Source organism: Dyadobacter sp. HNCC25DJ186 (genome assembly GCF_056895235.1).
This window is the reverse complement of sequence record NZ_JBXHAS010000010.1, coordinates 19,046-44,010: the sequence shown is the minus strand read 5'-3', so window position 1 is coordinate 44,010 and position 24,965 is coordinate 19,046. Positions and strand designations below refer to the sequence as shown.

General features: G+C 41.2%; 20 protein-coding genes and 1 riboswitch. Of the genes, 11 read left to right on the top strand and 9 right to left on the bottom strand.

What is annotated here, in order from left to right:
- Positions 1 to 10: 10 nt before the first annotated feature.
- The 5 genes from galK to fumC form a co-directional block, all read right to left on the bottom strand.
- The gene (gene galK / locus AC1XUO_RS23620; RefSeq protein ID WP_483332303.1) at positions 11 to 1,204 is read right to left on the bottom strand and encodes a galactokinase; all 1,194 of its coding nucleotides are present in this window, start codon (positions 1,202 to 1,204) and stop codon (positions 11 to 13) included.
- A gap of 55 nt (positions 1,205 to 1,259) precedes the next feature.
- On the bottom strand, positions 1,260 to 2,201 hold the full coding sequence (locus tag AC1XUO_RS23615) for a D-2-hydroxyacid dehydrogenase (RefSeq protein ID WP_483332302.1): 942 nt from the start codon (positions 2,199 to 2,201) through the stop codon (positions 1,260 to 1,262).
- A 160-nt stretch (positions 2,202 to 2,361) separates the two neighbouring features.
- On the bottom strand, positions 2,362 to 2,877 hold the full coding sequence (locus tag AC1XUO_RS23610; RefSeq protein ID WP_483332301.1) for a hypothetical protein: 516 nt from the start codon (positions 2,875 to 2,877) through the stop codon (positions 2,362 to 2,364).
- A 675-nt stretch (positions 2,878 to 3,552) separates the two neighbouring features.
- The gene (locus AC1XUO_RS23605) at positions 3,553 to 5,928 is read right to left on the bottom strand and encodes a glycoside hydrolase family 95 protein (RefSeq protein ID WP_483332300.1); all 2,376 of its coding nucleotides are present in this window, start codon (positions 5,926 to 5,928) and stop codon (positions 3,553 to 3,555) included.
- 90 nt (positions 5,929 to 6,018) lie between these two features.
- Positions 6,019 to 7,419, bottom strand: a complete 1,401-nt coding sequence (gene fumC, locus AC1XUO_RS23600; RefSeq protein WP_483332299.1) for a class II fumarate hydratase — start codon at positions 7,417 to 7,419, stop codon at positions 6,019 to 6,021.
- A 218-nt stretch (positions 7,420 to 7,637) separates the two neighbouring features.
- Between fumC and AC1XUO_RS23595 the strand changes: the two genes are divergently transcribed.
- From AC1XUO_RS23595 to AC1XUO_RS23555, 9 genes are all read left to right on the top strand, one after another.
- Positions 7,638 to 7,874 carry a hypothetical protein gene (locus tag AC1XUO_RS23595; RefSeq protein ID WP_483332298.1) on the top strand — a complete coding sequence of 79 codons (237 nt, stop codon included), beginning with the start codon at positions 7,638 to 7,640 and terminating at the stop codon, positions 7,872 to 7,874.
- 71 nt (positions 7,875 to 7,945) lie between these two features.
- A complete protein-coding gene (locus tag AC1XUO_RS23590) occupies positions 7,946 to 8,194 on the top strand; it encodes a hypothetical protein (protein ID WP_483332297.1) in 249 nt (82 codons plus the stop codon).
- Positions 8,176 to 8,568, top strand: coding sequence for a type II toxin-antitoxin system VapC family toxin (locus AC1XUO_RS23585; RefSeq protein ID WP_483332296.1), 393 nt, complete (start codon positions 8,176 to 8,178; stop codon positions 8,566 to 8,568). The genes AC1XUO_RS23590 and AC1XUO_RS23585 overlap by 19 nt, the downstream gene beginning before the upstream one ends.
- A 162-nt stretch (positions 8,569 to 8,730) precedes the next feature.
- A riboswitch (cobalamin riboswitch) is annotated at positions 8,731 to 8,931 on the top strand.
- A 300-nt stretch (positions 8,932 to 9,231) separates the two neighbouring features.
- Positions 9,232 to 11,553, top strand: coding sequence for a 5-methyltetrahydropteroyltriglutamate--homocysteine S-methyltransferase (gene metE, locus AC1XUO_RS23580; protein ID WP_483332295.1), 2,322 nt, complete (start codon positions 9,232 to 9,234; stop codon positions 11,551 to 11,553).
- 72 nt (positions 11,554 to 11,625) lie between these two features.
- Positions 11,626 to 12,024, top strand: coding sequence for an acyl-CoA thioesterase (locus AC1XUO_RS23575; protein WP_483332294.1), 399 nt, complete (start codon positions 11,626 to 11,628; stop codon positions 12,022 to 12,024).
- A gap of 275 nt (positions 12,025 to 12,299) precedes the next feature.
- A complete protein-coding gene (locus AC1XUO_RS23570; RefSeq protein ID WP_483332293.1) occupies positions 12,300 to 14,162 on the top strand; it encodes a carbamoyltransferase family protein in 1,863 nt (620 codons plus the stop codon).
- A gap of 42 nt (positions 14,163 to 14,204) precedes the next feature.
- Positions 14,205 to 15,326 carry an SGNH/GDSL hydrolase family protein gene (locus tag AC1XUO_RS23565; protein WP_483332292.1) on the top strand — a complete coding sequence of 374 codons (1,122 nt, stop codon included), beginning with the start codon at positions 14,205 to 14,207 and terminating at the stop codon, positions 15,324 to 15,326.
- A 28-nt stretch (positions 15,327 to 15,354) separates the two neighbouring features.
- Entirely contained in the window at positions 15,355 to 15,504 is a 150-nt protein-coding gene (locus tag AC1XUO_RS23560) for a DUF5989 family protein (RefSeq protein ID WP_015812275.1), read from the top strand.
- Between the two features lie 113 nt (positions 15,505 to 15,617).
- On the top strand, positions 15,618 to 15,986 hold the full coding sequence (locus AC1XUO_RS23555; RefSeq protein WP_483332291.1) for an SxtJ family membrane protein: 369 nt from the start codon (positions 15,618 to 15,620) through the stop codon (positions 15,984 to 15,986).
- Positions 15,987 to 16,023: 37 nt separating this feature from the next.
- On the opposite strand, the gene AC1XUO_RS23550 is transcribed toward AC1XUO_RS23555, so the two are convergent.
- The 3 genes from AC1XUO_RS23550 to AC1XUO_RS23540 all read right to left on the bottom strand — a co-directional run bounded on the left by AC1XUO_RS23550 (position 16,024) and on the right by AC1XUO_RS23540 (position 19,271).
- Positions 16,024 to 16,908 carry a Ppx/GppA phosphatase family protein gene (locus AC1XUO_RS23550; RefSeq protein ID WP_483332290.1) on the bottom strand — a complete coding sequence of 295 codons (885 nt, stop codon included), beginning with the start codon at positions 16,906 to 16,908 and terminating at the stop codon, positions 16,024 to 16,026.
- A 94-nt stretch (positions 16,909 to 17,002) separates the two neighbouring features.
- On the bottom strand, positions 17,003 to 18,667 hold the full coding sequence (locus AC1XUO_RS23545; RefSeq protein WP_483332289.1) for a hypothetical protein: 1,665 nt from the start codon (positions 18,665 to 18,667) through the stop codon (positions 17,003 to 17,005).
- Positions 18,657 to 19,271, bottom strand: a complete 615-nt coding sequence (locus AC1XUO_RS23540; RefSeq protein ID WP_483332288.1) for an RNA polymerase sigma factor — start codon at positions 19,269 to 19,271, stop codon at positions 18,657 to 18,659. Before AC1XUO_RS23540 ends, AC1XUO_RS23545 begins: the two co-directional genes overlap by 11 nt.
- Positions 19,272 to 19,655: 384 nt before the next feature.
- Between AC1XUO_RS23540 and AC1XUO_RS23535 the strand changes: the two genes are divergently transcribed.
- Positions 19,656 to 20,279, top strand: a complete 624-nt coding sequence (locus tag AC1XUO_RS23535) for a PepSY-like domain-containing protein (protein ID WP_483332287.1) — start codon at positions 19,656 to 19,658, stop codon at positions 20,277 to 20,279.
- A gap of 84 nt (positions 20,280 to 20,363) precedes the next feature.
- Here the strand turns inward: AC1XUO_RS23535 and AC1XUO_RS23530 are convergent, their stop codons facing one another.
- The gene (locus AC1XUO_RS23530; protein ID WP_090333434.1) at positions 20,364 to 20,843 is read right to left on the bottom strand and encodes an Lrp/AsnC family transcriptional regulator; all 480 of its coding nucleotides are present in this window, start codon (positions 20,841 to 20,843) and stop codon (positions 20,364 to 20,366) included.
- 221 nt (positions 20,844 to 21,064) lie between these two features.
- On the opposite strand from AC1XUO_RS23530, the gene metH reads away from it, so the two are divergent.
- Positions 21,065 to 24,889, top strand: coding sequence for a methionine synthase (metH, locus tag AC1XUO_RS23525; protein ID WP_483332286.1), 3,825 nt, complete (start codon positions 21,065 to 21,067; stop codon positions 24,887 to 24,889).
- Positions 24,890 to 24,965 lie beyond the last annotated feature (76 nt).

Here is a 24,965-nt window from a genome sequence, read left to right as displayed (position 1 = left end):
ATATTAAGGTTTAAGCATTTTGTACAATTTCCTCTGTCCCATCCGTTATCTGCACGCGATAGCAGGGCAGTTCTATTTGAAATTTATCGTAATAAGCTTTTTTCATTTTCTCTTCAAAATCCTCCACACCCTCCTTTTTTATAAGGTTGATTGTGCAGCCGCCAAAACCTCCGCCCATCATCCTTGCGCCAATTACTGAAAGATCGTCAAATGTCTGATCTACCAGAAAATCAAGTTCATCGCAGCTTACTTCATATTCATGCTGCAATCCCTGGTGCGTTTCGTACATTTTTTTTCCAAAACTGATCAGGTCACCAGCCGTCAGAAAGTCACAGGCAACTTGAACACGCTCAATTTCCTCCGTCATATATTTACAACGCCTGTAAACGACATCACCCATTTCATCTTTGTAGGTTTCAATCAGGGCAGGTGTAGCATCGCGTAAACTTTTAATCTCAGGGTGATTCTTTTGAAGAATCGATACACCCTTTTCACATTCCAACCGCCGGGTATTGTATTCCGAACTTGCAAGCGAATGTTCAACAAGCGTATTACACAGCACGAGTATATACTCATCCATTGGGAATGGAAAATACTCATATTCCAGAGAGCGGCAATCAAGCCGGATCACTGCTTCTTTTTTTCCAAAGGCGGAAGCGAACTGATCCATAATGCCACATTGCACACCAACGTATTCGTTTTCGGCTTTCTGAGACATTTTTACAATAGAAAATCGATCAAGTCCCAGGTTGAAAACCTCATTTAAAGCAAACAGCAAGCAACATTCCAAAGCAGCAGAAGACGACATACCCGCTCCCTGAGGAACATCACCGCCAAAAGCGGCCTGAAATCCACCAATGTTCAATCCATTTTTATAAATCTGCTCAATAATGCCCAATTGAAAATAAGCCCATTTCTGATCGGGTTTTGAAATATCATCAACCTGGAAAGTATATGTTTCATTTAAATCCACCGCATACAATATAACCTGATTGTCTGTACGGGGAGAAATTGCAAAATAGACAGCCTTGTCTACGCTCGCTGGTAAAACAAATCCATTGTTATAGTCGGTATGTTCTCCAATCAGATTTATTCTTCCCGGCGAGCGGAAAAGTCTGAGATCATTAAAGTTGGTGTTATCTCCAAAATGGGCTATATATTTCTCACGAATCCGATCTGCCGTGCTCAATTTCGTACTTGTCATTTATAATTCAGGTTGTGGATTTTAATCTAAAATGTTGGCCTTTTTCAATGCTTTATTAATATCCTTTCGCAAGATTTATTTCATTGATGGGAGGATCGCCGCCTTCAATGGTCATCAAATTATTTAGAAATAAATCTACTTTACCTATATGTTCATCCGCATGTCCGCCACCGGTATGCTGACTGAGAATAACGTTTTTCATATTCCACAACGGGTTGTCATCTGGAATTGGTTCTACTTCGGTCACATCCAAGACGGCTCCATCCAGATGTTTCGAATTAAGTGCCTCAATAAGTGCTTTCTCGTCGGTTGTACTTCCACGGCCCACACTTGCATAAACGCTGCCTTTTTTCATCGCCTCGAACATTACCTGATCTGCAAATTTAGCCGCTGATCCAGGGAGTGTATTGATGATAAGATCAGTATTTGGTAAAATGTCCATTAATTCTTCCTTTGAATGAATATCAGCATCGGGAGAAGTTCTGGCCATTAAGTGTATGGTGCAGCCAAATCCCTGCAAAAGAAGTTTTACGGTGCTGCCGATTGTTCCAGCACCCAGAATTACAACTTCCTGCCCGGAGAGTAGACGCAATTCAGCTCTTAACGGCGCTCCAACCCATTCTGATTTTTCTTTTAATAATGTTAGTTTATCAATGCCGCGATAAAGTGCAAGGATACCGCCAACAATTGACTCAGCACACGGACGTGCAAACCAGTCGCCCATATTGGCCACTTTTGTTTCGCCATTTAATCTTACTGAGGCATATTGATCAAAACCGGCAGAATCCAGTTGCCAGAATTTTAAATTATTTAAAGGCTTTGAAAACCAATCCAAAGGAGGATTTCCTAACACGTAATCAGCTTCATAAAACAAATTTTGCGCTTCTGTTTTGGACTGTGTATCAGATTGAAAATGAATCGTATATTTTGGCGAAAGAACTTCGGTTAACCGATTCCGAAGTGTCTGATCGAATTTTGCGTGACAGTATATATTCATTGTTTTTATTTTAAGAGCCAAAATTTGCGTTTTTTACCTGTGCTTTTCAAATAATCATTCCAATTATTATAATAGCATCGAATGGTTTCTATATTATCCTTTAAAGCTACACTAAGAAATACAAGCCTCAAACAGCACACTGTGTCATTGACAGGAAATTTCACAACTGTGTAAGAATTTTCTTTCCTCTTGATCGATAAGCTGCTGTTTCATATTCCATATTCTCCTCAATAATTATACGAAGCTCATTTTTTATATCAGGATAAATTTTTGAAAGATTAAAAAGTACAGTCAGCGCAAAAGCTTTGATCGCAATGGCTGTCTCACGATTTTGAAGAAACTGAAAACAGGCATCCATGACTTCTCCATGAAATTTTTCCGGGATGATTACATCTTCCAAAATACGCAAGCTGTTTCGGATTACTGCATTGTGAACATCCTTCCGTTTTAACTGATCCACTAAAACACCAATATAAGGCTGAACCATTTCGGGATATTTCTCAGCTGCCCAACTGACGCTCCAGGCAGCCCTTTGAGCCATACGTATGTCCTTTGATAAAAAGCAGTCAATAAGATCTTTGAAGTTTTTATCAGAAGAAGCCGCAAATTCTGTGATTGCAATTGAGTGTTTTTTGAAGTGGATTTGTTGTCTTAAAAGTTCTTCCCGGATGTTCATGGGGTTTTATTTTTGTTAACCAGAATTTGATTATTCGGTTCAATGATGATATAAAACAATTGGTCGATAAGGTTATGTCACCCCGTCGGGGTTTGGGAACCAGTATTTCAATCTCTCTCTACAATAATGTCATCCCTTCGGGATTGTTGCAGAATGAAAAAATCCCGTAGAGAAGGATATACTATGGAATGTGTTATGTCAGCCCATCGTGGGGTTAGGAAACCAATATTCTAATCTCATTCTATAATTATGTCATCCCTTCGGGATTGTGGTCGGTCGAAATCCCGAAGGGACATTATATTTATGATTCGTGTTATGTCACCTCGTCAGGGTTAAGAAACCTGTGTTCCAATCGTTTTCTACACCAACGACATTCCTTCGGTATTGTGGTTACTCGAAATCCCAAAGAGAAGGATATATTTTTGAATGTTTTATGTCAGCCCATCGCGTGGTATGGGACCCAATATTCCAATTTCATTCTATAATAATTTGATCCTTCAGGTCGGGGTTACGGTTATTCACAATCCCGAAGGGATGACATTATTATAGCAAAGCCGCTTGACGTTTAGGGCATAACCCTGAAAGGGTGACATAACCTAGGTGAAAAATTGATTTTTTATCATAATCATACCTTTAAATTTAAACCAAAAAAAACATAACCAACGCTACAAACGCCTATTGAAACAAACCCGCCAAAACAACTTTCTTTTGATCCTTAACCAAATCAACTTCTAACGTTTTCAAACCTAACTTCACCTTTTGCTTTACTGAATTTCCAGAAACCAATGTTGCTGATACCAATTTCCCATCTTTCCATAACTCATCGACCGTAACATTCCCACGCGCTTTCAAACCTTTTATTTCGCCGGTCGGCCATGAATCCGGTAAGGCAGGCAACAATTCAATCACACCAGCCTGCGACTGCAAAAGCATTTCTGCAATTCCTGCTGTTGAGCCCATGTTTCCATCCAGTTGAAATGGCGGATGTGCGCAAAGCAAATTGGAATAGGAACCGCCACCATTTACCATGTTTTCTGTTTTATCACCAACCGGACGAAGGATTCTTTTAAATAGAGAATAAGCCCTGTTTCCGTCCTGCAACCTGGCCCAGAAATTAACTTTCCATGCCAGCGACCAACCCGTTCCTTCATCACCCCGTGCATCCAAAGTTACTTTGGCCGCTTTGGCAAATTCTGGTGTGGCAGTCGGAGAAATCTGGCGTCCCGGATGTAAGGCAAAAAGATGAGAAACGTGCCGATGTTTATTTGTAGAATCATCCACATCTTCATTCCATTCCTGCAATTGTCCCCAGCGGCCAATTTGCGGTGGCTGGATCTGATCTTTCACTTTTTGTGCTTCATTAGCAAAATCAGTATCGGTTTTTAAAACTTTGCTGGCAAGAATCGTATTGGAAAGTACGTCCCATGCGATCTGATGATCCATCGAGGCGCCGGTGGAAATCCCGCCGTGTTCCGGCGAATAGGAGGGTGAGGAAACCAGAAATCCACTTTTTCCTTTGGTCAGATAATCAATCCAGAATAATGAAGCTTCCTTCATAACTGGATATGCGGTATTTTTTAAATATTCTGTATCGTTTGTGAAAGCATAATGTTCCCACAAATGCTGACTTAGCCAACCCGCGCCGCCTGGGAAAAATCCCCAGGGAAAACTCCATCCCGGAGAAGTATAACCATAAGCATTCAGCATCGTATTAACTGTCCAGCCGCGGGTCCCGAAAAATTCTTTCGAAGCCAGCTTGCCCGGTTCGACGATAGATTTGGTGAAATCAGAAAGCGGTAGATAACACTCTGAAAGGTTGGTAACCTCCGCCGGCCAGTATAACATTTGGATGTTTATATTGGTATGATAATCATTGGCCCAGGGCGGATTTGTACTGTCATTCCATTTTCCCTGCAAACTCATGGGCATAGTTCCGGGACGCGTGGATGAAATCATCAGGTAACGTCCGTATTGGAAATACAAGACTTCAAAACCCGGATCAGGTGTCCCTTTAAAATATGCAACTTGTCTTTTGTCTGTCGGGACAGAACTGATATGATCAGCACCAAGTTTTAAAGAAACCCGGTCGAAAAGATTTTTATAGTCTTTTTGCTGCTCAGCTTGGAGTGCTGTTTCATTTTTACTGGCAACCGAAGCCATTACCTGCTGATTTATTCTCTTATAGTCGTTTCCTTTGTAGGTCGGAAACTGATAGGTATAGTCTGTCGATGCGGTATGAATTAATGTAATTTTTCTGGCGTTTTTTACAGTGACAATGCCGCTGTTATAACTTACTTTTCCATCCGTATCAATCCGGTAAGTAGTTTCAAATTCCTGTTTGTTATCTTTCAGACTACCACCAAAAACGTATTGATTCTTTTCAAATTTCTCGTATTCCTTTTTATGTGGCGTTGAAAAACGGATGGAGTAAGTCTCATCAGAAGTCGATTTAAAATTGTAAACCATTACCCGGGAAGGATAATTTCCGAAATAGGTTCTCTCAAATTTTTCTTTACCAACCTCGTACGTAACCTTGCCTGTTGCCGTTGAAATATCCAGTTGACGGCGGTAATTTTGGACTGCGCCGGTATGCGAAACGCTTACATATAAATCGCCCATGGTTTGCTGGGCTCCAAAGTCACTGGAAGGAATATTTTCTTTTTTCTCATGCACAATACCGGTCATTTCGGCACTAGCCAGTTTATCGGCTTCTGCCAGCTTTCCTTGCGCAAGCAATGCCCTTACTTTTGGCAATGTTTTGTAAGCATCTTTTCTCAATCCAAAATTATATTCTTCATTCGCGCCTTTTCCGCCTGCCCACAAACTTCCTTCTGAAAATTGTAAACGCTCTTCTTCCGGATCACCGAAAAACATAACGCCGAGATATCCGTTTCCAATGGGCAAAGCCTGTGTCATCCAGTCGGTTGCAGGTTTTTCATACCAAAGTTTTAAATCGGTTTTATTTTGATCAATTTTTTGAGAATAAGCATCAAGCGAAATTTTGAAAACAAAAATGCAGAGGAATAGAAATCTTGAATTGCGGGACAACATAAGTAAGGATTTTAGGAATTTGTAGCACAAAGTAAATAAAAAGCCCCACGCAAATGCGCAGGGCCACGATATTATTCAGGATAATTCGGACTATTTGATCTCGCCAACCATTTCTTCCGGTTTAACCCAGGCGTCAAATTCCTCGGGCGTAACGTAACCCAAAGCAACAGCCGTTTCTTTCAACGTTGTGCCATTTTTATGAGCTGTCTGTGCGATTTCAGCGGCTTTATAATAACCTATTTTTGTATTCAAAGAAGTTACCAGCATCAATGAATTATTCACATGTTTTTTGATGTTTTCATGCAATGGTTCAATTCCAACGGCACAATTATCATTAAAGGAAACGCAAACGTCACCGATCAAACGTGCCGAATGAAGGAAATTGTAAGCCATCAAAGGTTTGAAAACATTCAGTTCGAAATGTCCGTTTGAGCCTCCGATACTGATCGCAACATCATTTCCCATCACCTGTGCTGCCACCATCGTCATGGCTTCACATTGCGTTGGATTCACTTTTCCAGGCATGATCGAACTTCCCGGCTCATTGTCCGGAATATGAATTTCTCCAATACCCGAACGTGGCCCGGAAGACAACATTCGGATGTCATTCCCGATTTTCATCAGACTAACCGCCACCGTTTTCAAAGCGCCGTGCGCTTCAACAATCGCATCGTGGGCGGCCAAAGCTTCAAACTTATTTTCAGCAGTAATGAAAGGTAGACCAGTCAAAAGTGCAATATGTTTTGCCACATTTTCTGAATAACCTTCCGGCGTATTGATACCAGTTCCAACCGCAGTTCCACCCAAAGCAAGCTCAGAAAGGTGGGCAAGTGTATGATAGATCGCTCGTAAGCCGTGATCCAGTTGAGACGCATATCCACCAAATTCCTGTCCAAGTGTCAACGGCGTAGCATCCATAAAGTGGGTACGGCCGATTTTTACCACATGCTTGAAAGCTTCTGCTTTTGCTTTCAAAGTATCACGTAATTTGGTAATACCCGGGATCGTGACGTCAATCAGAATTTTGTAAGCCGCAATGTGCATTGCAGTCGGGAATGTATCGTTTGACGATTGTGATTTGTTCACATCATCGTTTGGATGCAAAAATTTAGTTTTGTCAGCCAGGTCACCACCTTGCAAAACGTGTCCGCGGTAAGCGATCACTTCATTGCAATTCATGTTGGATTGCGTACCAGAACCTGTTTGCCATACAACCAAAGGAAATTGATCTTCCAATCCGCCTGTCAGAATTTCGTCGCAAACTTTTCCGATCAGATCACTTTTTTCCTTTGGAAGAACACCAGCTTCGGAATTTGTAATCGCCGCAGCTTTTTTCAAATAGGCAAATGCCCGGATAATTTCCTTCGGCATCTTATTGATATCCTGCGCAATCGGGAAATTCTGGATAGAGCGTTGCGTTTGCGCGCCCCAATATACATGAGCAGGTACCTGCACTTCGCCCATGGTATCTTTTTCTATACGGTATTCCATTTTATGACGGTAATAATTATGTAAAATGAATGAATCAGATTTGAACGGTAAAGTTAGGGTTGGACGGGGAGTTTTTAGTATTTTTTTGTGGATAAATGTTTTGGTCAGGAAATAATACAGACTCGATGATATAGAATTGATTAAGTTGCTTTATCAGTGAAAACAGTTTAAATTAGTACACTAGATTTCAAATTTTCGAAATACCAGAGCAAGTAGCTATGACACGTACGATCATTATAAAAACGAAAGATGAAAAGGATTTTGAGCTAATTAAGGGCTTGGCAGACAGACTTGGCCTTTCCGTGAAGGAAGAGCATGAACAAGACCTATTGGAAAAACAAAAAGCTGCCTTTAAAAATTTGGTAGGAAGTTGGGTTGGGGATGAAACCGGGGATGAATTAGCTGCCCGAATTCATAACGCAAGGAATGATTCCTCCCGTGACGTGCAATTATAATAGCGTATTTACTAGAGACAAACATATATAGTCATTTGTTTAAGGACTAAATTTTCATCGGCAATTAAAAAATGGATTTACAATATATCTCAAACGAACATGGCGAAACAACTGCCGTTATTATTCCAATTCAGGAATGGAATAATCTGACCGCCCGGCATGAAGATTTAAAGGAGCTCTCGAAGGAAACTAAACCTGATAGAGAAAATCCTCCTAAAAAGAAACCATCTGATTTTGCTGGAATAATTACAAAAGAACAAGCGCAAGAGATGCATAACTATCTAAAAAAAACCAGAGGAGAATGGGACAGAGATATTTGATGGATAGTAATGTGTTGATAGATTTTGTAGCGCAAACTATTCCTGAAAAAGGTTTTTTGTATGTGCTAAATATAATTGATAATGAGTTTCTTATACCCACGGTTGTTAAAATTGAAGTATTAGGATTCAATGGAAATTTTCCGGAAATAATGACGAAGATGCGGGACTTTGTTAGTCTGTCCACTCTTTTACCTCTAGACAATCTTGTAATTGATGAGACAATTAATCTTCGTCGCAATTACAAAAGGATTAAATTAGGAGACGCTATAATTGCCGCGACCGCCCTTGTACACAATCTTGTTTTAATTACCCGAAATACTAAGGATTTTGAGAACATTCCAGGTTTGTCTGTTATTGATGTTCATAAATTATAGTCAAAAATTCACTTTCCAAACGTCATTTCATATAACTAAAAAGATATTTTATCTACCACACATTTTCAATAAGTAACCGCTTCACTTAAATTCCTTGCCTAAATTTCTAAGGCTTCTTTTTTCTATAACTTTGCACGGTTCTTTGTGAACGCCCGTCAATCGGGGTAATGGTTTTCGCTTTTGGTGCCCTCAGCCAATGAAGCAGAAATTAAAAAGGAACCGTGTGAAATTCACGGGCAGTCGTGCTACTGTAAGTATCATCCTGAACAGATCAGGAAAGTTTTTACCCTCGCGACCCATTGTCATATTTTATGATGAGAAGGGCGGTAAAAATGGTACAAGCCAGGAGACTTGCCTTCACCCTCAATGGCCACTCCCTCACGTCTGGGGTTTTGTCACGCATTGATTTTACAAATGTATTGCTGTCAGGTTATTATCTTCAAAATTTATTTTCGGAGATATGTTTGGTCAATATTGTATTTGACAATTTTGATTCGATCTGACTGCGAAACGTACTGTTTTAGTAAGAAGAATGTTCGTGTTTTCGGTTGTGAGGTAAGTGAAAAACGACCGGAAATAATTTTGAACCGAACCATCACTTATGATTTACAGGACGGGTAGGGCATTCCAAAGGGTTTTTATTAACTCTTTAACACATGTTTTATGTTGTCACACAATTTGGGCTATCCACGCGTCGGAAGCCAAAGAGAACTCAAAAAAGCCAGCGAACAATTCTGGGCTGGAAAAATCACCAAAGATGAATTGCAGAAAACGGGACGGGAAATCCGTCACCGAAACTGGCAGCTTCAAAAAGAAGCCGGGATTGATCTGATCCCTTCAAACGATTTTTCGTTATATGATCAGGTTTTGGATACTTCCCTGATGGTGGGAGCGATTCCGGAACGTTATCTGCAACTGATTGACGGAAAATCAAACCGCGAACTAGATCTTTATTTTGCCATGGCACGTGGCGTTCAGCGCGACGGACTGGATATAAAGGCAATGGAAATGACAAAATGGTTCGATACCAACTATCATTACATCGTACCTGAATTTGTGAAAAATCAGGAATTTAACCGCTATTCCGATAAGGTCATTCTTGAATTTGAAGATGCGAAGCAAAAAGGAATTTTAACAAAACCGGTACTAGTCGGCCCGGTTACTTTTTTAGTATTGGGAAAAGAAAAGGAAGATGGTTTTAACAGGATTTCTTTGTTGGAAAAACTACTTCCGGTTTATATAGAAATTTTGCAGGAACTTGCCTCGCGTGGTGCCGAATGGGTTCAATTGGATGAGCCTTGCCTGGTTTTGAATCTTGGAAAAAAAGAGCAGGAAGCTCTGAGATTTGCTTATGAAAAGATTCAACAAGCTGTTCCGAATTTAAAAATTTTACTGGCAACTTATTTCGGCGCATTGGATGAGAATCTTTCACTCACGGTAAATCTTCCCGTTGCTGCATTGCATATTGATGTAACACGTGGTGCATCAAGTTTGGACCAAGTTCTGCAAAACCATGAATTTGTTAAATCGTGCAAACTACTTTCCATTGGTATAGTCGATGGAAGAAATATCTGGAAAAATGATTACCAGAAGTCGCTTGATCTTATTCAGCAGGCAACAAATTTTTTAGGCGCTGACCGGATTTTAGTAGCACCGTCGTCTTCCTTATTTCATAGTCCGCATGATCTGGAACTTGAACATAACGAAACCGTTCTGACTCCGGAAATTAAAAACTGGATGGCTTTTGCAAAACAGAAATTACATGAAGTTTCTGTTTTGGCTAAACTGGCCGATACCGATTACAAATCCAGCGAAGTTTTTGTTAAAAATCAAATCGCAATTGAAAGTCGCCGTACTTCAACATTGATTCATAAAAGTGACGTTAAAAAGCGGGTTGCGGAGATTAAAGAAATTGATTTTGAACGTTTAAGTCCATTTTCTTTGCGTCAAAACATTCAGCTGGAAAAACTGGAACTCCCGCTTTTTCCATCGACAACCATCGGTTCTTTTCCGCAGACAGATGAAGTCCGTCAATTACGTGCGCGAATGAAAAAAGGAACTTTGTCTTTTGAAGAATATGAGAGCAGGATTGAAGAAGAGGTAATCAGCTCGATCCGCTGGCAGGAAGCATTAGGAATTGATGTACTCGTGCACGGAGAATTCGAGCGCAATGATATGGTGGAATATTTCGGAGAAAGGCTTTCCGGATTAGTATTTACTGAAAATGGTTGGGTTCAGAGTTATGGTAGCCGCTGCGTGAAACCGCCGATTATTTTCGGCGATGTAGAACGTCCGGCACCGATGACAATACGCTGGTCCGCTTTTGCTCAGGCGAATTCTGAAAAACTGGTCAAGGGAATGTTGACCGGTCCGGTAACGATTTTACAATGGTCATTTGTACGCGACGATCAGCCAAGAAAAGATACCACTTTTCAGATCGGACTGGCGATCCGTGACGAAGTCATTGATCTTGAAAAAGCAGGAATTAAAGTAATTCAGATCGATGAACCTGCGATCCGTGAAGGTTTGCCGCTGAGGAAATCCGATTGGAAAGCCTATTTAAAATGGGCGGTGGATGCATTTCGTTTAAGTGCTGCTGGCGTAGCGGATCAAACGCAGATTCATACGCATATGTGTTACTCGGAATTTAACGATATCATCGATTCGATTGCTGCGATGGACGCCGATGTGATCACGATTGAAACGTCCCGCTCGCAAATGGAATTGCTGGATGCTTTTGCTGACTTTAATTATCCAAATGAAATCGGACCTGGCGTTTATGATATTCACTCGCCGCGGGTACCGACTGTTGAGGAAATTACGGTATTGCTTGAAAAGGCATTAAATGTAATTCCTGCACGTAATCTCTGGGTAAATCCGGACTGCGGTTTAAAGACCAGAAAATGGCCGGAAACGGAAGCTGCCTTGCGAAATATGATTACTGCGGCTAACTTGCTGCGCGAATCGGTAACAATAATGCAGTAATAAAACTATATCAATATTATATAGAATCTCCCGGTTATCTTCGATTCCGGGAGATTTGTTTTTTCAAAAATTATGGATTTACAAGAAAGAATCAGGCTATCAGAAACTCGTGTTTTTAAAACTGTTTTTCCAAATAACACAAATCATTACGACACGCTTTTCGGTGGTACAGCTTTGTCGATGATGGACGAGGTTGCCTTTATCGCAGCGACCCGTTTTACGCGTTTGCGGTGTGTAACGGTTTCTTCCGACAGGATCGATTTTACCCACCCGATTCCGGCCGGGACTATTATTGAGCTTGTTGGGACTGTGGCTGAGATTGGAAATACGAGTATGAAAGTACGGGTAGATATTTTTGTGGAGCAGATGTACGAACAAGGAAGAGAAAAGGCGGTTTCCGGCTTGTTCACGTTTGTCGCCCTGGACGAAAACAACAAGCCGACCAAAGTTCTAAGCAAAGAAAGCGTTTAACAAAAATTTAATTTTTCCTTTAATCCAAAAAATATCAAGTGGCGTAGGTATAGTTCACTGGTCTATTTCATGGCGGAAACATGCCTTAATATGCCTGTTCCAGATTTAAACAGATTTAGGATTAAAAAAATATCGCCAACTTCTTGTGACCGTTAGATAGCTGTCATCGTACACAAAGGAATTAATTTATGTGCATAAGGCAGATTTACCTATATTTGGCATTTTATTGACAATCACGTTCACACTAAGGAATTTAGTTCATTAATTAATTCTAAATGAAAATTTTAGGAATTTCAGCTTTTTACCATGATTCAGCCGCAGCGCTTATTGATAATGGTGAAATAGTTGCAGCAGCTCAGGAAGAACGTTTTACGCGCAAAAAGCACGATCCAGGTTTCCCTTCAAATGCAGTAAGTTTTTGCATGGAATACGGAGGAGTTTCATTGAACGATCTGGACGCCATCGTGTTTTACGACAAGCCTCTTTTAAAATTCGAAAGATTATTAGAAACATATTACGCTTTTGCCCCAAAAGGTATTAAGTCGTTCCTTACGGCTATGCCTGTTTGGATAAAAGAAAAAATGTTTCTTAAAAGGCTTATCAATGAGGAGCTTGAAAAGCTGGGTTACGATAAAAAGAAGCCTGTGAAGATGCTCTTTCCTGAACATCATTTATCACACGCGGCAAGTGCGTATTATCCATCACCTTTTGAAAAATCCGCTATTCTGACGATCGATGGCGTAGGTGAGTGGGCAACTGCTTCCATCTGTCTTGGAGAAGGGAAAGATATTACCAACCTGAAAGAACTAAGGTTCCCGCACTCGCTGGGGTTATTATATTCTGCATTTACCTATTTCCTTGGTTTCAGGGTTAATTCGGGTGAATATAAGCTGATGGGATTGGCACCTTATGGCGATCCGACTTCTCCTGATATTGCCAAATATGAGAAAATTATTCTTGAAGAATTAATTGAACTAAAGGAAGACGGTTCGGTATGGCTTGATCAGGAATTCTTTGATTATGCAACCGGATTAAAAATGGTGAACGAGCATAAGTGGGAAGCCCTTTTTGGTTTTAAAACCAGAAAACCTGAGGATGCACTTGAATCGGTTCACTGTAATTTAGGATTGGCCATTCAGAATATTACTGAGGAAGCTGTGATCCGCATGGCCAAAGAAGCCAAACGCCTTACAGGTGCAGATTATTTATGTATGGCAGGTGGTGTGGCTTTGAACTGTGTTTCCAACGGGAAATTACAGAAGGCCAATATATTTAAAGAAATATTTATCCAGCCGGCTGCGGGTGATGCAGGCGGAGCTTTGGGTGCTGCGCAGGCTGCTTATCACATTTTCTTTGGTCAGGAACGCAAGGTTACCTGGAAAGCAGATGCGATGCGCGGTTCTTATCTTGGTCCAACTTTCTCTGATCTTGAAGTGGAGCTTGCTGCGAAAAAATATAAAGCGGTTTCTACCTATTACGAAAACTTTAAAGAGCTGGCCGATGACGCCGCAAAATTACTTTCAGAAGGTAATGTTGTAGGTTGGGTTCAGGGACGTATGGAATTCGGTCCGCGCGCATTGGGCGGAAGAAGTATTCTTGGTGATCCGAGAAATGCCGAAATGCAGAAAAAACTGAATTTGAAAATTAAATACCGCGAATCTTTCCGCCCTTTTGCGCCTTCTGTTTTGGCAGAGGATTGTGCGGATTATTTCGACTACGATGGTACTTCTCCCTACATGCTGCTGGTTCATCCGGTTGCGGAAAGCAGAAGAAAGCCTGTTCCTGCGAATTACAGCGCGATGGACCTTCGTGAAAAATTATATTTTGAACGTTCGGATTTGCCTTCAATAACACATATTGACTATTCGGCAAGGATCCAGACTGTTCATAAGGAAACCAATCCGAGGTATTATGAACTGATCAATTCCTTTAAGGATCTGACTGGATATGCGGTGGTTGTGAATACGAGTTTCAACGTTCGCGGGGAACCTATCGTCAACACGCCGAACGACGCTTATCGTTGTTTCATGAGAACTGAAATGGATTATCTTGTCGTAGGCAATTATATTTTTGACAAGAAGAAACAGCCGGAATGGATGGAGAAGGATAACTGGCAGGAAGAATTCGTTTTAGATTAGACCAATTATTTTATCTTTTAAATTACCGCACGCTGCATTCACATGACGTCAAAAATTGTTACCAGTATCATCAGGATCCTCTTTTTGGGAGTGTTGTTTATCTTCCTTTTTTATCCGGATCGCTTTAATATCACTTTTGCTTACCCAGGCGCGCCACAAAGCGATAACTGGCATCTTCGTGTTACAAAATCATTTTTCTGGCTTTTATTGGTCATTGAAATACTACGGATTTTTTATTACGGTGTTGTAAAAAGTAAGGCAAAAGGGGTTATTGCAAATATTGTTACGATCGCGACGCCGTTGATTATCACACTGATATTCCTCGAAATTATTTTCATGTATATTCCGCAAAGTCACGAAGGTGTTTTGTCAAAAGCTTCGCAGATCTGGTGGGAAAAATACTGGAATCCAGTGAATCAGCTTGGTTATCATGATAAAGAAGTGACGGCGCAGGTGGGCAAAAAGCAGGTACTTGTAATAGGCGATTCATTTGCGGCAGGTCATGGTCTGAAAAGTGTGACCGAACGTTTTTCTGATCAGCTTGAAGAGAAACTTGGTAAGTCACAATATTCGGTTTATAATCTTGGAGTTTCCGGAGCAGATACAAGAGACGAAGCAAAACGTCTGGAAGAATTCCCTGTTAAACCTGATGTAATTGTTCTTCAATATTTCCCAAATGACATTGAAAAAGTAGGGAGAGAAAAAGGCCTTTCGCTTTCAGGAGCGGCACCTTACGGAGATCTGAAAGGTCCGATGGCAACGTTGGTGAAACGTTTTTACCTGCCGAATTTTATCTATTGGCAGCTTCCTCATACAGGTTTCAGCACATTTGAAAAATTTGTACAAACTGCCTATACCGATACAACCATACTGAATGCTCACCTTCGCGACCTTTCTAAAATGGTTGCTTACAAGGATAGCACAGGGGCGAAAATGTATGCCGTGTTCATTCCGTTTTTGTTTCAGCTGGATAAAAGCGCAGGTTATACCAAACCTGTTGAAGATTACCTTCGCGCACATGGTGTAACTGTTGTTACTTTAAACGACGGAATCGCTAAAATTCCTGAAAAAGACCGCGTTGTTGGAAAGAACGACGGGCATGGAAGTGCTGTGCTTAACGGACTTATCGCTGACCGGCTCTTTGAGGCGATGAAAAAAAATTGATACCTTTGAATTTAAAACATATCAACAAATGGATTTTCTTACAGACTTATTCGCCTTTATGAAGGAACGCAAGAAATGGTGGCTTGCTCCTGTCATTATCGTATTGTTATTAATCGGTGTATTGATCGTGATCGGCGGTGGTTCAGCAGTTGCACCGTTCATTTATACTTTATTCTAAATAAAAACCGTCAGCCGCTTGCCTGCTGACGGTTTTTTGTAACAATTGCTAATCAGGCTTCCGGTTGCCTTTACCCTGGAAGTCTGGGTTTGTATATCCTATATCTAAAAGAAATGAGTGAGTCAGAAAAAGCCAAAGCACAGCTGGTTATCGTAACCGGTCTGCTCGTATTATACTTTATTTTTAAATCCCGTTACCCTTATTTATTGATTGCGGCAGCTGCGGTTGGTGTAATCAGTATTGCCATTCCTGTTGCAGGTGATCTGATTGTGAAAGGCTGGTATAAACTGGCAGAGATAATGGGTGCGATTAACGGAAGGATATTGTTATCGATTGTGTTTTTTATCGTCCTTGTACCCGTAGCGATTATGTCGAAAATTGGCAAAAAGAATCCATTGTCGCTGAAACGTGAAAGCAAAAAAAGTGTATTTGTTGACCGAAATCACAAATACACTCCGAAGGACCTTGAACAAGTCTGGTAATTTTTATGAAAATATTTTTGAAAAAAAAGAGCTTAATTTAAGCTCTTTTTTTTCTGCATGCTCTGTCATAAAGAAGTTGCAGCATACCGTCTTTCAAACCCACATCGGGTACGTGAATAACCGTGGCTCCTGCCCATTTCATAGCAGAAGTATAAATATCTCCCGCCGGCACGATTACATCAGCACGGTCAGGATTCAATTGCAGTTTATTAATCCTTTCAGCCAGCGTGAACTGCGAAATGTAATCTCGCATCCTTAATATTTCATCCAGACTTGTTGAGCTTTCGGTTAGTTTTGAAGAAAGATCAAACAATTTGTTGATGTTACCTCCCGTACCAACTGCTTCTACCGGCTGAGAATGATCTACATATTTCAGTATCCATTCCTGCATTTTCTGAAATGCTGTTTTGGATTCTTTGCCTTCCAACAACCTTACGGAACCAAGTTTGAAGGATTTTGCGACGATCTTCGTACGGTCTTGATAAAGATTCAATTCCGTGCTGCCGCCACCTACGTCTATATGCAGATATTGTCCGTCACTCAGTGATTTTACAACCACATTATTAACAAGTTCAGCCTCACGCTGACCATCGATAATTTGTATATGAATTCCGGTTCTTTGTTCAATATGAGCGCGAACTTCGTAACCGTTTTCCGCTTCACGCATTGCGGAAGTGGCGCAGGCCATGTAATCTTCAACTTCATGAAGTTCCATTAGCAGCTGATAAGAAAGCATGAGTTTGATCATCCGGTCTTCACTCATCGGAGAAATCCTGCCCTCTGTAAAAACGTCATGTCCAAGACGAAGAGGAAAACGCACATACTCAACTTTTTTTAGACGGGTTATCCCTTCGTCATGCAAAACCGAGGAGATTTGCATACGGGCGCCGTTGGATCCAATATCTATTGCAGCAAATTTCAAAAGCGAAGTGTCATAATGATTTAATAAAAACCAAAATTAGAGCTTTTCACGAACATCTTTCAATTATTATGCTCAGAATCGTACTAAATGGTGATTACATCTTTTTCCCAATCTGGTATAAAACTTTAATTTTCAGTCCCGGACCACTCTTTGACGCCTGAGGAGAAAGTGGTGAGAAATAAGTATACAGATAAGCCTCAGCCTGCAATACAACGGGATGCCAGCTTTTCTCAATCCCGGCAGAAAAGTTCAACGAATTCACCAGATTCAGGTTCATTTTCTCTGTCACCTGATCACGGCGAATTTCTCTGATCACAATTGGTTTCGGATTCCATGGATTTTTGAAATCTCTGTAACAATCGAAAGTAATATCCTGTTTCTGGCTAACTGTAAAGTTTGTTCCGGCACCAACAAAGAATGCAAAGTCCTTTTTTAAGTCGTTCCGATAGGCAACTGTAAGCGGAATTTGTGCGACAGAAGGCTTGATATTAATGTTCGCTATTTCTTCAAAAGGCATCAACTGAGGTTTGTAATCGTTTCTGAAATCCTTTTTTGTGTTTTCGCGATATGACTTTTCTGAGTGAAAATCTTTTGATCTAATTTTCAGCCAACTGAAACCCGTGGAAATGGAAAAATGTTTGGCAACGATTACTTCCGCAACGGCTGTTCTTACTTGATTTTTTCCTTCCCATTGCTGGGCAAAACCGAAGCGGTAAGGCACTTTAAGATTCAGCCTTGGAATTGTTCTTTCTGCTTTTTTCGTAGAAGCTGCACTTTTTCCAGAGACAGGCAGTTTCGCGCTGTTTTCATTTGAAGCGAGCAAGACACTTTTCACACGGCTTGGAGAAATTCGTCGGGCCAGGGAATAATTCATCCTGCGTGACAGGGCCTGGACATTATTTTCCTGTACTGGTGATTGAACATCAATAGCATCAAATTTTTCATCAAGCGTTTTAAACAATGCAACGTTATTACCAGTACCATTATATTTAGAACCGCTGCCAGTTCCCGAAGTTACATTTCCAGCTCCTGTGTTACCGATATTTCCAATGCCAGAATTATCCTGGTTGGTTCTACCGTTATTTTTACTATTTACAGCCAGAGAACCACGTTCGTTATTCTTATCAGTAAAATCTTTTTTGATATCGTCGCTAGATTTTATGTCGGATGATTTAATGGCTTCTACGGCAGACCGATCATTGACCGGTTTGTTGTTGCTCGCAATAATATCACGGTTTCTTATCAAAGGCTGATCAGATCCATTTTCTACGACCGTTGAATTGTTATCAGGTTTTGGAACTAATGTTGTTACATTTTCGCCCATGCTGTTTTCTGACGATTCGACATCCGCAAGTGATTCCTGACCAGTTTCCTGAATTGGAACAAATCTCTGCGCATCGCGATAAGGCAGACCATTTTCCTTTTGATCGGCCGCCTGCTGCTGAACGAGATACACCGTATCCGTTTTCTGAATAACCGTCGGCGTATTTTTAATTACTTCGATCTGTTTTTTCAATGTTTTTACGTCAGTCAGCAAAACATTATTTTGCGAAAGCTGGTTGACATACAAAAAGGCCATGACGGAAGTCACAGCTGCCGCCGCGGCATAACCGAGCCACGAACTATATTGCTGCCAGAACGTTGGAGGCGTATGGGCATGCATGTAGTTCTGCATTTTCGTCCAGTCATCTTCATGAAATTCGGGCGTAATGCTTTCTAGCTTTCGGCGTATAGTTTTTTCAAATTTGTCAGTTTTCATTGCTCTTGAATGACTTTATGCCCCAATCACTGGGAAAGAGATGTGGGTAATGCTGTTTTATCAAATGCTGCAACCGGGCTCTTGCCCGCACATAATGTGAGCGCACAGTAGCCTCATTTATTTGCAATAGATCCGCTATTTCACGGTGATTGTAGCCGTCCACGACGTATAAAAGAAATACATTTTTGTAGATCGGCTTTATCCCCTGCACTAGCTGTAAAATTTCATCCGCTGTTATCTGGCTCACTACATCTTCATCAAAATGCGGACAAGGTGCATCTTCGAGCGAGATCATATCCTCGTGATGTTTTTTATGTTTACGGTAATAACTGATCGCCGTATTCACCATGATCGTACGAAGCCAGGCCTTGAAAGGGTGCGCCGAATCGTATTTTTCCATGTTGTTAAACACTTTTAGGAAACCTTCATTCAATACTTCCTCTGCCTCTTCCGTGGTTGAGGTATAACGCAGGCAAATGCTCTTCGAATATCCAAAAAAATGCTTATACAGATACCTTTGAGCCTGGTGGTTACCAGCTATGCATGCAGAAACGACTGTTCCGAAATCGTTTTCATTAAAGGAAGATTTCTTACCAAATAGCAAAGTTAGGGTGTCAAATTGTTAGGATATGAATCTTGTATTAAGACTTACGCCTAAGTCTGTTTATTTGTTGCAAAAGAATTTATTCCCACAGAAATCTTTTTTTAAAGTTAATTCTTTTGTGATTTAATTCATTGATGTGAATTGGATATTTTTTTATTTATCAAGCTGATAGTCAGGGTGAATAAGTGGTCGCAGGTGTTATTTTTAATCGTAATGGGAATATAATAAATCAAAGAGCTATTGAACTGATCATTTGGATAAACTTTTTTTAAAAAATTTGAAAATAAAATCTATCGATTTGCAACAACCTTCTTTACAGGTACGTAATGGCGTTTAAAGCAACGGTGCTTTTTACCCGCTACACACTTTAAAAAGAATTGTATTATGAAAAAGATGCTTTTATTGCTGGTCGCCTTGGTAGGTTTTTGCTTTGTTTCCTGTGAAAAGGAAAGTTCAGATGTGAGTCCCGTGACTGATACTGATAACGTAAGTTTGGAAACTGTTGCGACTACTGCCGCACGTTTTTCTTTGGAGGGAGATTCTGTTACTACGCGTACTTGCAAAGGCAAGCTGACAGAAGTAGCACTTGCCGATTTATCGGCAGTGATCACGAGTTATATTTCGACAACGTACCCATCTTCAACATTAAAATTTGCAGCCAAAGATGAAAGTGGTAAAATGGTGGTTTCGATCCTGCTTTCAGACGGGACGCCAAAAGGATTAATATTTAATGCCGACGGAAGTTTCAGTGCTGAATTAAAAGGTCATGCGAAAAAAGCTAAACTGACGGAGGTGGAAGTTGCTAATCTTCCTGCGGCGGTAACAAGTTATGTTACAACCAATTATGCGGGTGCTGAAATTAAGAAAGCTGGCACCAATGCAGAGGGGCAATATTTTGTGGGCATAGTGGTTGATAGCAAAATCAAAATACTCCTGTTCAACGCCGACGGGACCTTTAATAAGGAATTGGAAAAACCGGCAAATGGAAAAGGCAGGAAAAGAAATTAAAAATTTTTGTTAGGGGTGAGTTGGAATACGGGGCAGGATTTTCCGGCTCCGTATTTATTTTTGATACTGAACAAAATGGGGGGCTCACTTGGTTTTCGAATCCAGCATTTCTATCTCCGAGGTATTTTTGATTTCGCCCATGACAAACAGACTGTGAGAACTCCCAATATTTTCAAGCGCTCCAAGTTTTTGCATGAGAAAATGCTGGTACTGCGACATATCATTCACCACAATTTTTAGCAGAAAATCGTAGTCGCCGGATATGTTAAAACACTCCATAACCTCAGGCATTGCCAGGACCGCCTTCACAAACTTTTCTCCCATCGTCAGGGAATGTTCTTTTAAGGCGATGTTGCAGAAAACCATCAGTTTTTTTCCAACTTTCTCCCTGTCAACCAGCGCAACGTATTTTTTTATTATCCCTTCTTTTTCCAATCTACGGATACGTTCATAGACGGGCGTATACGACAGATTTAGTTTTTCCGACAATTCCCGTGTTTTCAACGTGGCATCCTGTTGCAGGTAGTGCAGTATTTTGCAGTCTGTGTCGTCCAGATTATACATAGATAGATTATCTTTACAATTAACTTATAATGTTCAAAAGTAGATAAATAATTTACAGATTGATCAAAAACCAGACTAAGCGTCTATTTTTTTTCAAATTATTGAATAAAACATCTGGTAATGTAAATTTGTATTGTCAATAAGTGTGCGGTTTTAATCTGCATAGGATTATTGTAAATTTAAAATGGCGGGATATATTTTCGTAACAGAAAAGACACATAATGATTACAGCACAAAAGTTTGACATTCGGGAGATATTAAAAGAACGTATTCTGGTTCTGGACGGAGCGATGGGTACGATGATACAGCGCTATAAATTAGAAGATTATGATTACAGCGGAGAAAGATTCAAGGATTGGCCTCATGATGTAAAAGGCAATAACGATCTCCTTTCGCTAACCCGTCCTGATGTAATTAAAGAAATCCACGCCGCCTACTTCGAAGCGGGTGCTGATATTGCTGAAACAAATACATTTTCCGGAACCACAATCGCCATGGCAGATTACGGTATGGAGGAGTTGGTTTATGAATTAAACTTTGAATCTGCAAGACTGGCACGTGAAGTTGCCGATGAATTTACAGAACGCGAGCCTGAAAAGCCTCGTTTTGTCGCAGGTTCAATGGGGCCGACAAACCGTACTGCTTCGTTGTCTCCTGACGTAAATAATCCCGGATACCGCGCAATCACTTTTGACCAGCTTGTCGAAGCTTATTATGAACAAATAAAAGGCTTGACGGACGGAGGTTGTGATCTGCTTTTGGTTGAAACTGTTTTTGATACATTGAATGCGAAAGCAGCGCTTTTCGCCATAGATAAATTTTTTACGGATGCGAAAAATGGTTTGGTAGAAGTTTTGTCAAGCTGGAAAACCGGAGCAGACGGATTCCTGCCGATTATGGTATCCGGAACGATCACTGACGCATCCGGTCGTACCCTTTCTGGTCAAACAACCGAAGCATTTTTAACTTCTATTTCACATTTGCCACTGTTGTCAGTTGGTTTGAACTGTGCTTTGGGAGCAGATCTGATGCGTCCTTACGTGCAGATTCTGGCAAATAATTCGCCTTTTTACACTTCTGCGCACCCGAACGCGGGTTTGCCAAACGAGATGGGAGAATATGATGAATCGCCGGAACAAATGGGCGAAGTCATTGATGGATTTTTACGGGACAGTCTGATCAATATCATCGGTGGCTGCTGCGGAACAACGCCGGGGCACATCCGCGTAATCGCTGACCTTGCCGGAAAGTATAAACCACGCGTCATTCCTGAATCTGAAAAGATATTAAAACTTTCAGGTCTGGAGCCGATGGATATTACAAAGCTTACCAATTTTGTCAATATTGGTGAGCGTTGCAACGTATCTGGCTCAAAAATGTTTGCGCGTCTGATCCGTACTGGGAAATTCGATGAAGCATTATCTGTTGCCCGCGACCAGGTTGAAAACGGTGCGCAGGTGATCGATATCAATATGGACGAAGGGATGATTGATGGGGCGGAAGCTATGAAAACTTTCGTAAACCTGATCGCCGCTGAACCTGATATTTCGCGTGTGCCTTTGATGATTGACTCCTCTAAATGGGAAGTGATCGAAGCCGGGTTGAAATGTGTACAAGGAAAAGCCATTGTAAACTCGATTTCTCTGAAAGAAGGGGAAGAGAAATTTAAAGAATCTGCAAGAGCAGTTTTGCGTTATGGGGCTGCTGCTGTCGTAATGGCATTTGACGAAACCGGTCAGGCTGATAATCTTGAAAGAAGAAAAGAAATTTGTAGCCGCGCCTATCGAATTCTGGTTGACGAAGTTGGTTTCCCGGCTCAGGATATCATTTTTGATCCGAACATCCTGACCGTCGCAACGGGTATGGAAGAGCATAATAACTATGCTGTAGATTTTATTGAATCAATAAAATGGATCAAAGCGAATCTGCCGCTGGCGAAAGTTTCAGGGGGAGTTTCAAATGTTTCGTTCAGTTTCCGCGGAAATGAGTTGGTACGTGAAGCAATCCATACCGCATTTTTGTACCATGCGATCAAAGCCGGTATGGATATGGGTATTGTAAACGCCGGACAGATCGGCATTTATGACGAAATTCCTAAGGATCTTTTGATTATGGTGGAAGACGTACTTCTGAACCGTAATGAAGAGGCGACGGAAAAACTGGTGGCGTTCGCTGAAACTGTAAAAGATAAAGGGAAAGTAGCAAGTGGCCCGGACCTTACCTGGCGCACGCTGCCGGTTCGTGAAAGAATCAGTCATGCTTTGGTAAAAGGAAACGCAGATTTCATTGAAGAGGATGTTGAAGAATGTCTGCCAATGTTCGCCCGGCCGCTCGAAATTATCGAAGGACCGTTGATGGATGGGATGAGCATTGTCGGCGATTTGTTTGGGGAAGGCAAAATGTTCCTTCCACAGGTGGTAAAATCTGCACGAGTGATGAAAAAAGCAGTGGCATTTTTACAACCTTATATAGAAGCAGAAAAACAGGAAGGTTCTTCGTTTGCAGGTAAGATTTTGCTTGCCACGGTGAAGGGTGACGTTCATGATATTGGGAAAAATATCGTGGGTGTCGTTTTGGGTTGTAACAATTACGAGATCATAGATCTTGGCGTAATGGTGCCAACGGATAAAATTCTTGCAGCTGCGATTGAGCATAATGTTGATATCATCGGTCTTTCAGGATTGATCACGCCTTCACTGGATGAAATGGTTGGTGTTGCAAAAGAAATGGAGCGCCGTCATTTTAAAATGCCTTTGTTAATAGGCGGAGCTACCACGTCTCGTATTCACACAGCCGTCAAAATCGATCCGAATTATTCAGGTGCTGTGATTCACGTGCTCGATGCATCGAGATCGGTTCCTGTTGCCGGGAAATTAATCCAGAGTGAGTTGAGCCAGGCGCAGGTTTTGGCTGACATCAAAGGTGAGTATGCAAAATTGCGGGAAGACCATGCGAAGCGGAGCGGTGAAAAGGCGCACGTTGAAATTAATAAAGCGCGTGAGAACAAAGCAAAAATAGACTGGACGAACTTCAAGGCGAAGAAGCCTCAGTTTTTAGGAACACGGGTATATGACGACTATGACCTGGCGGATATAGCCAAATACATTGACTGGACGCCCTTTTTCCAGACCTGGCAGCTGCATGGAAAATACCCTAAAATATTTGAAGATAAGGTGGTCGGCGCAGAGGCGATGCGGTTGTATGAAGATGCCGCTGTTCTTCTGGGTCAGATCATCCGTGATAAAAGTTTAAAGGCAAAGGCAGTTATAGGTTTCTGGCCGGCTAATTCGATTGAAGATGATATTGTTTTGCATCACTTTGAAGAAGTAGTGACAGAAAATTCAGGTGAGCGTCATGGTTCACATGAGCATATCGAGTACAAAATTAGCCAGCAAACAGCGGCGCAAATTAATGGTGGAGAACTGGTAAATGATACCATGACTGTTTTGCATCACCTGCGTCAGCAAAGTGAAAAAGCGAAAGGTTTGGCTAATTATTGTTTGTCAGATTTTGTAGCACCTTTGGAAAGCGGGCATCTGGACTATATTGGAGGTTTTGCCGTGACTGCCGGTATCGGGATTGAGCCATTAATCGAAAAATTTGAAGCGGATCATGACGATTATAACAGCATCATGGTGAAGGCATTGGGTGACCGCCTGGTTGAAGCACTTACTGAACTGATGCACGAGCGCGTCCGCAAAGAAATCTGGGGACAAACACCTGACGAGAATTTTACCAATGAAGAGTTAATCAAAGAATCATATAGCGGAATTCGTCCGGCACCGGGTTATCCTGCTTGTCCGGATCATACAGAAAAGCGTAAATTATTTGATCTGTTGAATGCAGAGCAACTTGGGATTACACTGACCGAAAGTTACGCAATGTACCCTGCGAGCAGTGTGAGTGGCTGGTACTTTTCGCATCCGGAAAGCCGATATTTCCCAGTCGGGAAAATATTCAAAGATCAGGTCGAGGATTATGCGAGAAGAAAAGATATGCCGCTTGAAGAAATTGAGAAATGGCTGGCACCCGTTCTTGGGTATTAAATAAGTATAAGGTTCATCATTGGGGAGAGTCGGGAAACCGGCTCTCTTTTTTTATTTAATTAATCGTTACTTCGTA

Coding starts and splice junctions, on each gene's coding strand:
- galK (WP_483332303.1), bottom strand. CDS start 1,204: ATGACAAGTACGAAATTGAGCACGGCAGATCGGATTCGTGAGAAATAT.
- AC1XUO_RS23615 (WP_483332302.1), bottom strand. CDS start 2,201: ATGAATATATACTGTCACGCAAAATTCGATCAGACACTTCGGAATCGG.
- AC1XUO_RS23610 (WP_483332301.1), bottom strand. CDS start 2,877: ATGAACATCCGGGAAGAACTTTTAAGACAACAAATCCACTTCAAAAAA.
- AC1XUO_RS23605 (WP_483332300.1), bottom strand. CDS start 5,928: ATGTTGTCCCGCAATTCAAGATTTCTATTCCTCTGCATTTTTGTTTTC.
- fumC (WP_483332299.1), bottom strand. CDS start 7,419: ATGGAATACCGTATAGAAAAAGATACCATGGGCGAAGTGCAGGTACCT.
- AC1XUO_RS23595 (WP_483332298.1), top strand. CDS start 7,638: ATGACACGTACGATCATTATAAAAACGAAAGATGAAAAGGATTTTGAG.
- AC1XUO_RS23590 (WP_483332297.1), top strand. CDS start 7,946: ATGGATTTACAATATATCTCAAACGAACATGGCGAAACAACTGCCGTT.
- AC1XUO_RS23585 (WP_483332296.1), top strand. CDS start 8,176: ATGGGACAGAGATATTTGATGGATAGTAATGTGTTGATAGATTTTGTA.
- metE (WP_483332295.1), top strand. CDS start 9,232: ATGTTGTCACACAATTTGGGCTATCCACGCGTCGGAAGCCAAAGAGAA.
- AC1XUO_RS23575 (WP_483332294.1), top strand. CDS start 11,626: ATGGATTTACAAGAAAGAATCAGGCTATCAGAAACTCGTGTTTTTAAA.
- AC1XUO_RS23570 (WP_483332293.1), top strand. CDS start 12,300: ATGAAAATTTTAGGAATTTCAGCTTTTTACCATGATTCAGCCGCAGCG.
- AC1XUO_RS23565 (WP_483332292.1), top strand. CDS start 14,205: ATGACGTCAAAAATTGTTACCAGTATCATCAGGATCCTCTTTTTGGGA.
- AC1XUO_RS23560 (WP_015812275.1), top strand. CDS start 15,355: ATGGATTTTCTTACAGACTTATTCGCCTTTATGAAGGAACGCAAGAAA.
- AC1XUO_RS23555 (WP_483332291.1), top strand. CDS start 15,618: ATGAGTGAGTCAGAAAAAGCCAAAGCACAGCTGGTTATCGTAACCGGT.
- AC1XUO_RS23545 (WP_483332289.1), bottom strand. CDS start 18,667: ATGAAAACTGACAAATTTGAAAAAACTATACGCCGAAAGCTAGAAAGC.
- AC1XUO_RS23535 (WP_483332287.1), top strand. CDS start 19,656: ATGAAAAAGATGCTTTTATTGCTGGTCGCCTTGGTAGGTTTTTGCTTT.
- AC1XUO_RS23530 (WP_090333434.1), bottom strand. CDS start 20,843: ATGTATAATCTGGACGACACAGACTGCAAAATACTGCACTACCTGCAA.
- metH (WP_483332286.1), top strand. CDS start 21,065: ATGATTACAGCACAAAAGTTTGACATTCGGGAGATATTAAAAGAACGT.